This window comes from Hymenobacter canadensis (assembly GCF_027359925.1).
GTDB lineage: Bacteria > Bacteroidota > Bacteroidia > Cytophagales > Hymenobacteraceae > Hymenobacter > Hymenobacter canadensis.
This window is the reverse complement of the sequence record NZ_CP114767.1, coordinates 2,452,904-2,465,184: the sequence shown is the minus strand read 5'-3', so window position 1 is coordinate 2,465,184 and position 12,281 is coordinate 2,452,904. Positions and strand designations below refer to the sequence as shown.

Genomic DNA, 12,281 nt, shown 5'->3' with positions numbered 1-12,281 from the left:
GCTATTCTACCGCTGGTTATGCAGAATTACTACCGAATCCTGGGCGTGCCTCCGACGGCACCGGCGGCGGAGCTGGAGCGTGCCTACCGCGCCCTGCACGCCCGCCTGAGCAAGCGCGCCGCCCGCGACCCGGCCCTGAATGAGCAGCTCACGGAAGCCCACGGCGGCCTGCAGATTCTGCTGGACCCGCGCCGCCGCTGGGCCTACGACCAGCTGCTGGCCCAGCAGCCCGCGCCGCCCCTGGCTGGCTACCGGGCCCTGATCCGCCGCTACGCACCCGCAGCCCGCTGGCTGAATCTGGCGCTGCTGGCCTTCTGCGCCCTGCTGGCCCTGGATTTCGCCTTGCCTCTGCACGAGCTGCCCGGCGAGCTAGTGCTGCGGCGCACACTGGTTTCGGTGAGCGTGTCGGCGGCCAATCCGCAGGTGGCCTACGATGTCCGCACGCCGCTCACCAAGTTCCGGCTGGCCAGCAGCATTGCGCCCCGCGCCCGCGAGGGCCAGTTCCTGACCGTGTGGCGCACGCCGCTGCTGGGCGTGGTGCGGCGCGTCAGCTCGCCGTCGTCGGCGGAAGGAGCGGCCCCGTTTGAGCCCTACGGAACCGGGGTGTATGGCGGGGCGCTGGCGGCACTGCCGGTCGTGCTGCTGCTCACGGCGGCGCTGGGCGCGTGGCCGGGCCGCTCGGCCGAAGTACGCGTGAACACCGCCGTAGCCGGGAGTCTGCTCTGGCTGCTCACAGTGGTGGTGATGTGGCTTTTTTGAGTGGGAGGGAGGCTGAGTTGAGACGCCGGCGGGCGCAGGTCGGTAACGAGAAGCCCGAATAAGCGTACTGCCTTCTGACTTTCTGTATCTCCCCTTTACATCTCACCAGTTCACGTTTCCTTCCGAATGGCTGATTCTCCTGCCTCTGCTTCCGAAAACCTGTTGTTCGACGCTGCCCGCCGTGGCGACTTGACCGCGCTGCAGCAGCTGCTGGCCGAGGGCGTTGACGTCAATGCCCGCAACGACCGGGGCTTCTCGGCCCTGGTGCTGGCCGCCTACGACAACCACTCCGACGCCGTAAGCCTGCTGCTCGAAGCCGGTGCCGACCCCAACCTGCAGGACGCCAGCGGCAACACCGCCCTGATGGGCGTGGCCTTCAAGGGCTACACCGACATTGCGGGCCTGCTCATCGGGCGCGGCGCCGAGCTCAACGCCCGCAACGGCACCGCCAGCACGGCGCTCATGTACGCTGTTATGTTCGGCCGCAACGACATGGCAACCATGCTGCTGGAAGCCGGCGCCGACGCCACCCTGCGCGACGGGCGCGGCCTATCCGCCCGCGACCTGGCCGGGCAGCACAACAACAGCCAGGCCCTGGAGCTGCTGCCGGAATAAGCGGTCAGCAGCCAAGAACGTCGTTCCGGGCGAAGCTGGGGAATCTCGTCAGTGGGGCAAGCAACTGCACCACAACATCAGCACGCGAGATTCCCCGGCTTCGCCCGGAACGACGTTCTATATGGTTCCTTCATCACTTCACCTCTTCCTTACCTCGTCACTTACACTATCATGAACGACACCGTTTCCCGTTTCGCGCCTCATGCGTTTGCCATCCTGCGCATTGTAGTGGGCCTGTTGTTTGCCATGCACGGCAGCCAGAAGCTGCTCGGTTTTCCCGGCGACAAGCCACCCGTAGAGCTGGCCTCGATGATGGGACTGGCGGGCATTAGTGAGCTGGCCGGCGGCTTGCTGATGGCCTTTGGGCTGCTCACGCGCATTGCCGCTTTCCTGAGCAGCGGCACGATGGCCGTGGCCTACTTCATGGCCCACGCCAGCCAGCACCCGCTGCCCATCATCAACCAGGGCGAGCTGGCCGTGGTCTACTGCTTCGTGTTCCTCTACATCTGGGCGCACGGCCCCGGCATCTGGAGCCTCGACGGCCTGCTGCGCCGCAACCGCACGGTGTAGCTACTCTGTCTGCCACCGCCTAAGCACAACGCCCCGATCTGCACAGATCGGGGCGTTGTGCTTAGGCGGTGGCGCGAAGAACGTATTGTCGGAGGCCTCGGCCTCGGAAACGAAACCGACCCGCTGGTGGGCGGGCCGGGGCGCATTACTGAATGCTCGAAACGTCGAAGGTGGCCTGTTGCGCCACAAAACCCGGCAGCTGCGTGCGGCGCAGCAGGGTGGCCAGTGGCGGGGGCAGCTCGGCCACCGTGAGCGGCTGCAGCGGCCGGGCCACGAGGTGGTAGCGTGGGTCGTGGTGGTCGTGGAGGTTGGTTTTGGCGAAGGAGAACAGGCCGCGGCGGGCGTAGCGGGCGGCGCCGGGGTAGCCGCCATCGGCCGCGTCGGTAGCGGCCTGCGCCCCGCCCGCCGCCGGCTCCGGCAGCGTCAGGAAATACTGGTGCAGCTCCAGCAGCGCCGCCTCGTCCGCCGCCACCGTCCCCGGCAGCATCCCGCCACCGGATGCTACGTGCAGGATATGCCCGGCCTCGTCGGTGGCGAAGTAGTCAATGTCGGCGTCGAGTTGGTCTTCGGGTGAGATGTGCATGTATTTGTATGAAGCTATTTGATATTCTATTAACTAATAGAGTTTGTGTCATTGTCTATGTCATCTATTGAACGTTTCATTGATATTTCGTCTTGAGTATTTTTTAATAAGAAAGTAGCTTCGTTTATTTTTATTTCAAGATCTTCTGCCATTATTAATCCGTTTGCTAAGGCTTGGGAAGCTTTGAGTATTAAGTCAAACTCTTTGGTTGCGTTTTCTATTCTTTTTGACCTTAATTCTTCTCTCTTTATCTCTAAATCTATTTCTCTGTGTTCTATTGATTGTTTTTCGCTCGGAATAAGATTGGTCTTTTTATTTATGTCAATTATCTCTGCTTCTATTTTGGATTTTTCTGTATTCAACTTGGCAATATTTGCTGCTTTATCTTCCACTAGCTTAGCCTCGGCAATATTGACTCCTCTTTCTAGTATTTCTTTGACTCTTTCTTTGGCCCATATATCCTTTATGAATACTTTTATTTTAGCCCATCTGCTTCCCATTCCCCATTCTGTAAGCTCTAATTCTACATCTTCTATCTGGCCTAACGCAATGCTTATACTCCATAGAACAAATGATATGTTGGCAGGATTTGTTGTTTTATTAAATTTTATTTCGATATTCCATTCAAAATCTTTTGTTTTATATTTTTGATTTTTAGGTTGATTGATATTTTTATTTATATCATAATTTTTATGAATTAATATATCGTCATCACTTTTTATAACCCAATTAATTACATGTTTTAAGTTGTCTTGGGAAGTGTCTTTCCAAAAATTCTCAATTTCTCTAATGAATTGATGGCTGTATGTATTGATTATCATTTCATTTGCTATATTATTAATGCTAAACTCATTTATGTGAAAGGTAATGTCCTCGCTTAAGGAATTGTTTTTAGATGGGTATACTACATTTAAATTAATAGAATTTAAGTTAGATAATGACGAGAATTTTCTTTCTCTATCTTCCTCATCTTTGACTTTAATTAATTGAATTGATAAATCGTTTAGTGCTGTTAATTGCTTTCTGAATGAAACTATAAAGCCGTTGCTTGGGTTTGATTTACTGAGAAGTACATAATAAATATTTAGTACATTTATTATCTTATTCGATATGTGTGTTGTTCGTTCGTTATTTATTTCTGATAGATTTTGATATGTTTTTTCAAGTTCTATTAACGAATCTAAGAGATAATTAGAATCCTGTTTATTGTCTTCGTTCTCTAGTCCAAATCTCTCGAAAAGAGATGCTAGTTTGTCAAAAACATCACTTCCCTTGTCAACCTCGATGTTAAATTGTGATCCTTCTGTCATTTGAAAATGAATTTAAAAAATTAAAATATTTATCGATTATTCTCGAATATCACTCCCCCAGCTTTTCCAGAATTTCCTGCGCCGCTATGGCAATGACGGTGCCGGGGCCATAGACGCCGGCCACGCCGGCGTTGTAGAGGAAGTCGTAATCCTGGGCCGGGATGACGCCACCGGCAATGACGAGGATATCGTCGCGGCCGAGCTGCTTGAGGTCGTGGAGCAGCTGCGGAATCAGGGTTTTGTGGCCGGCGGCGAGGCTGCTCACGCCCACCACGTGCACGTCGTTTTCGGCCGCCTGGCGGGCTACTTCGTCGGGGGTTTGGAAGAGGGGGGCAATGTCCACATCGAAGCCCACGTCGGCGAATGAAGTGGCAATGATTTTGGCGCCCCGGTCGTGGCCGTCCTGGCCCATTTTGGCCACCATCATGCGCGGGCGACGCCCTTCCTTCACGGCAAAGGCATCGGCGGCGGCGCGGGCCTTGGCAAACTCCTCGTCGTAGTCCATCTCAGCCGAATACACGCCCGAAATGGCGCGAATGGTGGCCTGGTGGCGGCCGTACACTTTCTCCAAAGCATCGGAAATCTCGCCCAGTGTGGCGCGGTGGCGGGCAGCCACCACGGCCAGGGCCAGCAGGTTGTCGGCGCCGGTGCGGGCCGATTCCGTGAGGGCCTCTAGGGCGGCCTGCACGGCGGCCTGGTCGCGGGTGGCGCGGATGGTTTTCAGGCGCGCAATCTGCGACTCGCGCACGGCGTCGTTGTCGATGTCGAGCACGTCGAGCTGCTGCTCCTCGCTGGGGCGGTACTTGTTCACGCCCACAATGATTTCCTTGCCCGAGTCGATGCGGGCCTGCTTACGGGCCGCGGCTTCCTCGATGCGCATCTTGGGCAGGCCGGTTTCAATGGCCTTGGCCATGCCGCCCAGCTCTTCCACTTCCTGCATCAGCGCCCAGGCCTTGTTGGCCAGCTCGTGCGTCAGGGTTTCCACGTAGTAGGAGCCGCCCCAGGGGTCTACCACGCGCGTGATGTCGGTTTCGTGCTGGAGGTAGAGCTGGGTGTTGCGGGCAATGCGGGCCGAGAAGTCGGTGGGCAGGGCAATGGCCTCGTCGAGGGCGTTGGTGTGCAGGCTCTGGGTGCCGCCTAGGGCCGCGGCCAGGGCTTCCACGGCGGTGCGGGCCACGTTGTTGAACGGGTCCTGCTCGGTGAGCGAGTAGCCCGAGGTCTGGCAGTGGGTGCGCAGGGCCAGGCTCTTGGGGTTCTGGGGCTCGAACTGCCGGAGCAGCTTGGCCCACAGCATCCGGCCGGCGCGCAGCTTGGCAATTTCCATGAAGTGGTTCATGCCAATGGCCCAGAAAAAGCTCAGGCGGGGCGCAAACTGGTCGATGGTCATGCCCGCGGCCAGGCCGGCGCGCACGTACTCCAGGCCGTCGGCCAGGGTGTAGGCCAGCTCGATGTCGGCGGTGGCGCCAGCTTCCTGCATGTGGTAGCCCGAGATGCTGATGCTGTTGAACTTGGGCATGTGCCGCGCCGTGTAGGCGAAGATGTCGGCAATGATGCGCATGCTCGGCAGGGGCGGGTAGATGTAGGTGTTGCGCACCATGAACTCCTTCAGAATGTCGTTCTGGATGGTGCCCGCCAGCTTTTCCGGCCCCACGCCCTGCTCCTCAGCCGCCACAATGTAGAAGGCCAGCACCGGCAGCACGGCCCCGTTCATGGTCATGCTCACCGACATCTGGTCCAGCGGAATCTGGTCGAACAGAATCTTCATGTCCTCCACCGAGTCGATGGCCACGCCGGCCTTGCCCACGTCGCCCACCACCCGCGGGTGGTCGGAGTCGTAGCCGCGGTGCGTCGCCAGGTCGAAGGCCACGCTCAGGCCCTTCTGGCCGCCGGCCAGGTTGCGGCGGTAGAAGGCGTTGCTTTCCTCGGCCGTGCTGAAGCCCGCGTACTGCCGGATGGTCCAGGGATTCTGTACGTACATGCTGGCGTACGGCCCGCGCAGAAACGGCGCCTGCCCCGCCCCAAACCCGAGGTGGTCGAGGTGCTGCACGTCGTGGGCGGTGTAGTGGCTTTTGAGCTGGATGCCCTCTGGGGTGAGCGTAGCGGCGTCAGCGGCCGGAGTAGCCGGCAGCGGCGCGTCGTTATAGGCTATTTGCGAGAAGTCGGGTTTCATCTGGGATTGGGACGGTGGGTGCTATCTGTCATCCTGAGCGGAGCGAAGGAACTTATCACGTTGGCACGAGACGTAACAACTATGGTCGTTCGAGTGGCATAAGGTCCTTCGCTCCGCTCAGGATGACAGGGACCTGTGACCTAAAAACCTATTTTTTCCCTTGCAGCCGCGCCAGCACGTCTTCGGTGCTGTAGCCCTGCACGGTGAACTCCTGGAATCCGAACACGCGCACGGCTTCCTGCAGGTTGGCCAGGTCGGCCGTGAGCAGGGCCGGGGGCACAAAAGGCACGTCGTTGGGCACGTTGAAGATGTAGCGCGACAGGCGCCCGAACTGCTCGGGCGTGGCGTACATCAGCGTGGCTTCTTCGGCCGAGGAAAACAGCACCGACAGCGTGCCCGCCGGGTGCGCCTCCCACAGCTCGGGCCGCTCGGAGGCTGGCAGCAGCCGCAGAAACGACTCCACAATCAGCTGATTGGTGTGCGCGCCCAGCAGCACCACAGCGGCGCGCTTCTTCTTTTTCTCGCGCCGCTCGAAGTGCAGGCTGGTGGCCAGCCGCAGCACCTCCGACGGGTACGTAGCGCGGGTAGAGTCGAATTCGGGGCTGCGCAACAGCTTCTTGGGGTTGAAACTGAATTTCTCCTTGGGATTCTGAAACCGGTTGGTGCCCACCACCACCTGCTCGCCGTTGGCGATGCGCTGGAACTGGCGCTGCGCCGCCTGGTGCAGCTCCTGCAGGGCCAGCGGCATGGCCGCGGGCAGGCCGCCGTCGGCTTCCAGCCGCTGAAACAGGGCCCAGGCCTCGCGGGCCAGCGTGTCGGTGAGGGTTTCGAGGTAATAGGAGCCGGCACCGGGGTCGGCCACGGTACCCAGGCCGGCTTCCTCGCGCAGCAGCACCGAGAGGTTGCGCGCCAGCCGGTCGGAAAACTCGTTGGGTGCCTCGTACAACGTATCGAAGGGGCGCACGCTGAGCACGTCGGCCCCACCCAGCACGGCACTCATGGCCTCGGTGGTCACGCGCAGCAGGTTGGTGTGGGAGTCGAGAGTGGTCTGGCTCCAGGAGGCGGTTGCGGCCAGAATCGGCACCTGGGCGGCCTCTGGCGGCAGGCCGTAGGCGTGGCAGAGCGTGCCCCACACCCGGCGCAGCGCCCGGAGCTTGGCCAGCTCGAAAAAGTAGTTGGGGCTGGTAGCGGTGTGCACCCGCAACGCCGCCGCCACTTCCGCCACGCTCAGCGTATCAGTAGGCAGCTGGCTGAGGTAGGTGGCAGCGGTGGCCAGCGCAAAGGCTACCTGCTGCGAGGCCGTGGCGCCGCGGTTGCCGTAGTAGGCCACGTCCAGCGTCAGGCCCCGGAAGTCGGGCATGCCTTTGGTGAGGTGCAGCACCTCGCGCAGCTCCCGCAGCTGGCCCGGCAGGTCGGGCAGGTGGTTGGTAATGGGGTCGAATTGCAGGAAGCCGCGCAGCAAAGGCGTACCGGTTTCCAGCAGCTGGCGCACCAGCGCGGCCGGGCCGGCCGTGAGCGTGTAGCCTATATAGGTGTCGGCCAGGGGGAGCTGCTCGTGCAGAAACTCCACGTCGAAAGCCGCAGCATCGGCCAGCACGAAGTGGGCACCCTCGGCCCCGCGGGCCAGCCCCTCGGCAGCCCGCCGGATGGCGGCGTGGCCGTTGTCGAGGGCTGGTACGGCGTAGGCGGGCACGTTGCGCCAGCGGTTGCCGACGGCGGCGCGTAGCTGTGGGGCCGGCTGCTCGGGCAGGGTGTCCAGGGCTTCGCGGTGATAGAAGGGCTCCAGCGTGAAGCCGTCGGGAGTGAGCCAGCGCAGGGTGGCCGGGTCGGCGCCCTTCAGGTCCCGCTCGATGCGGGCCTGCCAGGTGGCTGTCGTGACAGGTTCAAACTCCGAAAAGGTGACGGGCGCGAAATGCGGCGTATCGGACATAGCCAAAGGCACAGAGAAAGTGGGAAGGGAACAGGCGGGTTAAAGATACCGCATCAAGCCGGAAAGGCCGGGAAATAATGCGGGCCGGGGCGGCGCCCGATGGGCCGGCACCATCTTGGGTGGCACCGGCCGATTAGTCGGGCGGGCAGAGTACCTTTGCGGTCCGTTTCTTTCCTGACCTGATGCAACTCCTTCGTTCCCGGACGGCTGCGCTTAGCCTGCTGGCGGCTGTAGCTCTGTTTCCTGCCTGCCAGCGAGCCACCTACGTGGCCCGGCCCCAGCTGGCTCCCACCACGGCCCAGCCCGTAAGCAGCAGCCTGCCCGACGACGCCACGGCCGCCGCTACCATTGCGCCCTACCGCCAGCGCGTCACCGAGCAGATGACCGCCGTGCTGGGCACGGCCCCGGTGGCCATCACCAAAAACTCGGGTGAGTCGCCGCTGGCCAACTTCGTAGCGGATTTGCAGCGGATGCGCGCCGCCCGCGAAACCGGCCAGGCCATGGACCTGGGCGTGATGACCAACGGTGGCCTGCGCGCGCCGCTGCCGGCCGGCACCATCACCACCGGCTCGGTGTTCGAGCTGATGCCGTTCGAGAATGAGCTGGTGGTGCTGGACGCTCCCGGCGAAGTGGTGCAGCAGCTCTTTACGTATGCGGCCCGCGTGAAAATGGCCGTATCGGGCGCCACCTACACGGCCATGCCCGATGGCAAGCCCACCGATATCCGCATCGGCGGCCAGGCCTTCGACCCCGCTCAGGACCGCCTCTACACCATCGCCATCAGCGACTACTTGGCCGGTGGCGGCGACCAGCTTACGTTTTTCAAAGCCCTCAAGCCCCGCGGCACTGGCGTGCTGCTGCGCACCGCCATCATCGACCACATCCGGGACCTCACCAAAGCCGGCCAGCCGGTAGAGGCCAAAGCCGAAGGCCGCGTCAAGAGTAACTGAGTAATGGAGTAGCTGAGTAGTCGTACCGGCGGCCGAATGACCACCAGAACGACTACTCAGCTACTCACCTACTCAGTTACTCTCTACTCAGTTACTCATCTACTCAGTTACTCTCAAGTGAATCGTCGCGACTTTCTGAAAAATAGTGGCCTGGGAGCCGCCAGCCTGGGTTTGTTGGGGTTGAACAGCCTGCCGGCCGTGGCCGCCGACGCCAAAGCCGGCCGCCTGGTGATTCTGCACACCAACGATATGCACTCGCGCGTAGAGCCCTTCCCGGCCAACGCCTCGCAGTGGGCCGGCATGGGCGGCATGGCCCACCGGGCCGCGCTCATCAAGCAGATCCGGGGCCAGGAGCCCAACGTGCTGCTGCTGGATTCTGGCGATATCTGGCAGGGCACTCCCTATTTCAACTTCTTCCAGGGCGAAGTGGAGTACAAGCTCATGACCCAGATGGCCTACGACGCCAGCACTCTCGGCAACCACGACTTCGACAACGGCCTCGAAGGCCTGCAGAAGCAGCTGCCCAACGCCGGCTTCCCGTTCCTGATTGCCAACTACGACTTCTCCGACACAATTCTGGCCGGCAAGTTTCAGCCCTACAAGGTGTTCGAAAAAGCCGGCCACCGCATCGGGGTGTTCGGCATCGGCATTGAAATGGCCGGGCTGGTGGCCGACAAGAACTTCGGCGCCACCAAATACCTCGACCCGATTTCGGTAGCCAAGGATATGGTGGCCAAGCTGCGCGGCCCCGAAAAGTGCGACCTGGTTATCTGTCTCTCGCACCTGGGCTATAAGTACGAGTCGGCCAGGCTCGACGACTTCAAGCTGGCCGCCGGCGCCCCCGGCATCGACCTGATTCTGGGCGGGCACACCCACACCTTCCTGGAAAAGCCCGACGTGGTAGCCGGCCCCAACGGCCACCAGACCCTCATCAACCAAGTGGGCTGGTCGGGCATCAACCTCGGCCGCCTCGACTACACGTTTGAGCGCGGCACCCGCCGCCCGAGCGTTGCGGCGGCGGCTGTAGTGCCTATTCGGGCAGCCTGATAAAAGCCGGACAAATACAAGGGGTAAAACGGTTTTTTCTCTCCTGACTTTTCCACATTTTTGTCTCCCTTTGAAAAAAACGGGCCCTTCCGGGGCCCGTTCTCGCCTCTGCTATTCTGCCCAGACACCACCGAATTTCGTAACTAACTACTTGATGCTGAAGGATTGCCGTACAGTCTGGGCCAATTGCCTTCGCGTCATCAAAGCGAATATTGGTGAGCAGAGCTACCGAACGTGGTTCATGCCCATCATGCCGGTGCATCTGCAGAACAATGTGCTCATCATTCAGGTGCCGAGTACGTATTTCTACGAATTTCTGGAGGAGCACTACGTAGAGGAGCTGAAACGGGCCATCCACCAGGAGCTGGGCCCCGACGGGCGGTTGGAATACAGCATCGTGGTCGACCAGGGCAACAGCCAGAACCAGCCCCGCACCCTCAACCTGCCCACCGCCCGTAAAGCCGCCGGCCCCGCCGACGTGGCTACGCCGGCCGCGGCCCTGGCCAGCGGCCCCATGTCGTCGTCGGCGCGGCACGTGGCGGGCGCGGCGGCGGCGCCGGCCTCGTCGGCCACTATGCTGCGCAACCCGTTCGAGGCCAGCAAGGCCATCGACCGCAACTACCTGCACTCGCAGCTCAACGGCAGCTACACCTTCGAAAACTACATCGAGGGCGACTGCAACCGGTTGGCGCGCTCGGCGGGCCTCGCCGTGGCCAACAAGCCCGGCACCACCAGCTTCAACCCGCTGATGGTGTACGGCGGCGTGGGCCTGGGCAAAACCCACCTCGTGCAGGCCATCGGCAACCACATCAAAAGCTCCAACTCCGACAAGTTCGTGCTCTACGTGTCGGCCGAGAAGTTCACCAACCAGTTTATCGAGAGTTTGCGCGCCAATGCCGTGCAGGACTTCGCGAACTTCTACCTGCTGGTGGATATTCTGATTCTCGACGACGTGCAGTTTCTGTCGGGCAAGGACAAGACGCAGGAGATGTTCTTCCACATCTTCAACCACCTGCACCAGGCCGGCAAGCAAATTGTGATGACCTCGGACCGCCCCCCGCGCGACCTGGTAGGGCTGGAAGACCGGCTGCTGTCCCGCTTTAAGTGGGGCCTCACCGCCGACCTGCAAAGCCCCGACTTCGAGACGCGCATGGCCATCATCCAGAACAAAATGCAGCAGGATGGCATCGACATCCCGCCGCAGGTGGTGGAATACCTGGCGCACTCCGTGAACACCAACGTGCGCGAGTTGGAAGGCGTGCTGATTTCGCTGGTGGCCCAGAGCAGCCTCAACCGCCGCGAAATCGACCTGGAAATGGCCAAGCAGGCGCTACGCCACATCATCGAGGAAGTGGAGGCAGAGGTCAACATCGACTTCATCCAGAAAACCTGCGCCGAATATTTCAGCGTGCCGCTGGATTTGCTGAAAGCTAAAACCCGCAAAAAGGAAGTGGTGACGGCCCGGCAGGTGGCCATGTACTTCGCTAAGGAGCACACCAGCCACTCGCTCAAGAGCATCGGCCACCACTTCGGCGGCCGCGACCACAGTACCGTCATCCACTCGGTGCAGACCGTGTCGGATTTGATTGACTCCGACAAGAACTTCCGCAGCCAGATTGTGGAGCTGCGCAAGAAGTTTGCCGGCCGCTAAAGGCCTCCTGACCACAAAAAAAGGCCTCCCCAGCGGGAAGCCTTTTTTTATGCTGGCAGATAGTCGGCGTTACGCAACGGCCGGGCCTTCCACGAACGGAATCTGGTACTGAGCAGCGAAAGCGCGCAGCTGCTCCATGAGCAGACGCCGGCGCTTGCGGCCGCGCACTTCGCGCAAACTCAGGGCGTAGGTGCCGTCGTTGTGGGTGTGCACGCGCACTTGGCGCGGCACCAGCTCCAGCCGACTGATGTTCTCGGCTGCAATTACCTGCTTGGCGCGGAACAGGCCAGCCTTGTGCACGATGTAGCCGGGCGTGAACTCCAGGTAGCTCTGCGTGCCGAAAACCGGCGCATTATGCACCAGCACATAGCCCACGTAGATCAGGCTGAACACCAGAAACACGTAGTGCAGAAAGTGCAGATCGTTGAGGCCCTGGTCGGTGACGATGAGCGCCACGGTGTAGGCAATCCAGAGTGAGCCGATGAACAGTTGCCCCCAAAACGGGATGCGGGAAGTGTTGGCGGGCTGAAGCCGGATGCGGGTAGAAGTAGTGGGCATAAATCGGTGATGGTCGCAACAAAAAGCAAAGAAAGCGAAAAACCGGCAACGCACGCGGCGCAACCGGTTTTGCTAACGGGTTGTCAGTTGTGAGTTGTCGGCTGTCAGGGTTGTTCTTACTAGCAACTAACAACCGCC

General features: G+C 60.6%; 11 protein-coding genes. 6 read left to right on the top strand and 5 right to left on the bottom strand.

Annotation, left to right across the window (positions count from 1 at the left end; all coding sequences use genetic code 11):
- The first annotated feature begins 18 nt into the window (after window positions 1–18).
- From O3303_RS10530 to O3303_RS10520, 3 genes are all read left to right on the top strand, one after another.
- Entirely contained in the window at window positions 19–759 is a 741-nt protein-coding gene (locus O3303_RS10530; RefSeq protein ID WP_269558376.1) for a J domain-containing protein, read from the top strand.
- Window positions 760–885: 126 nt separating this feature from the next.
- Window positions 886–1,374: an ankyrin repeat domain-containing protein gene (locus O3303_RS10525; protein ID WP_269558375.1), complete on the top strand. Its 489-nt coding sequence runs from the start codon at window positions 886–888 to the stop codon at window positions 1,372–1,374.
- Between the two features lie 171 nt (window positions 1,375–1,545).
- Window positions 1,546–1,944 carry a DoxX family protein gene (locus O3303_RS10520; protein ID WP_269558374.1) on the top strand — a complete coding sequence of 133 codons (399 nt, stop codon included), beginning with the start codon at window positions 1,546–1,548 and terminating at the stop codon, window positions 1,942–1,944.
- Between the two features lie 145 nt (window positions 1,945–2,089).
- On the opposite strand, the gene O3303_RS10515 is transcribed toward O3303_RS10520, so the two are convergent.
- The 4 genes from O3303_RS10515 to O3303_RS10500 form a co-directional block, all read right to left on the bottom strand.
- Window positions 2,090–2,527, bottom strand: a complete 438-nt coding sequence (locus O3303_RS10515; protein ID WP_269558373.1) for a hypothetical protein — start codon at window positions 2,525–2,527, stop codon at window positions 2,090–2,092.
- A gap of 29 nt (window positions 2,528–2,556) precedes the next feature.
- Entirely contained in the window at window positions 2,557–3,837 is a 1,281-nt protein-coding gene (locus O3303_RS10510) for a hypothetical protein (protein ID WP_269558372.1), read from the bottom strand.
- Window positions 3,838–3,886: 49 nt separating this feature from the next.
- Entirely contained in the window at window positions 3,887–6,007 is a 2,121-nt protein-coding gene (gene scpA, locus O3303_RS10505) for a methylmalonyl-CoA mutase (RefSeq protein WP_269558371.1), read from the bottom strand.
- Between the two features lie 148 nt (window positions 6,008–6,155).
- A complete protein-coding gene (locus tag O3303_RS10500; RefSeq protein ID WP_269558370.1) occupies window positions 6,156–7,937 on the bottom strand; it encodes a methylmalonyl-CoA mutase family protein in 1,782 nt (593 codons plus the stop codon).
- A 182-nt stretch (window positions 7,938–8,119) separates the two neighbouring features.
- Between O3303_RS10500 and O3303_RS10495 the strand changes: the two genes are divergently transcribed.
- The 3 genes from O3303_RS10495 to dnaA all read left to right on the top strand — a co-directional run bounded on the left by O3303_RS10495 (window position 8,120) and on the right by dnaA (window position 11,585).
- Entirely contained in the window at window positions 8,120–8,887 is a 768-nt protein-coding gene (locus O3303_RS10495) for a 5'-nucleotidase C-terminal domain-containing protein (protein WP_269558369.1), read from the top strand.
- Between the two features lie 117 nt (window positions 8,888–9,004).
- Window positions 9,005–9,934, top strand: a complete 930-nt coding sequence (locus O3303_RS10490) for a bifunctional metallophosphatase/5'-nucleotidase (RefSeq protein WP_269558368.1) — start codon at window positions 9,005–9,007, stop codon at window positions 9,932–9,934.
- Between the two features lie 154 nt (window positions 9,935–10,088).
- Window positions 10,089–11,585: a chromosomal replication initiator protein DnaA gene (gene dnaA, locus O3303_RS10485; RefSeq protein ID WP_269558367.1), complete on the top strand. Its 1,497-nt coding sequence runs from the start codon at window positions 10,089–10,091 to the stop codon at window positions 11,583–11,585.
- Between the two features lie 69 nt (window positions 11,586–11,654).
- Here the strand turns inward: dnaA and O3303_RS10480 are convergent, their stop codons facing one another.
- Window positions 11,655–12,143, bottom strand: coding sequence for a hypothetical protein (locus O3303_RS10480; protein ID WP_269558366.1), 489 nt, complete (start codon window positions 12,141–12,143; stop codon window positions 11,655–11,657).
- Window positions 12,144–12,281: the final 138 nt, after the last annotated feature.

Bases quoted from the DNA above. Each gene is read 5' to 3' on its own strand.
- O3303_RS10530 (WP_269558376.1), top strand. From the start codon at position 19: ATGCAGAATTACTACCGAATCCTGGGCGTGCCTCCGACGGCACCGGCG.
- O3303_RS10525 (WP_269558375.1), top strand. From the start codon at position 886: ATGGCTGATTCTCCTGCCTCTGCTTCCGAAAACCTGTTGTTCGACGCT.
- O3303_RS10520 (WP_269558374.1), top strand. From the start codon at position 1,546: ATGAACGACACCGTTTCCCGTTTCGCGCCTCATGCGTTTGCCATCCTG.
- O3303_RS10515 (WP_269558373.1), bottom strand. From the start codon at position 2,527: ATGCACATCTCACCCGAAGACCAACTCGACGCCGACATTGACTACTTC.
- O3303_RS10510 (WP_269558372.1), bottom strand. From the start codon at position 3,837: ATGACAGAAGGATCACAATTTAACATCGAGGTTGACAAGGGAAGTGAT.
- scpA (WP_269558371.1), bottom strand. From the start codon at position 6,007: ATGAAACCCGACTTCTCGCAAATAGCCTATAACGACGCGCCGCTGCCG.
- O3303_RS10500 (WP_269558370.1), bottom strand. From the start codon at position 7,937: ATGTCCGATACGCCGCATTTCGCGCCCGTCACCTTTTCGGAGTTTGAA.
- O3303_RS10495 (WP_269558369.1), top strand. From the start codon at position 8,120: ATGCAACTCCTTCGTTCCCGGACGGCTGCGCTTAGCCTGCTGGCGGCT.
- dnaA (WP_269558367.1), top strand. From the start codon at position 10,089: ATGCTGAAGGATTGCCGTACAGTCTGGGCCAATTGCCTTCGCGTCATC.
- O3303_RS10480 (WP_269558366.1), bottom strand. From the start codon at position 12,143: ATGCCCACTACTTCTACCCGCATCCGGCTTCAGCCCGCCAACACTTCC.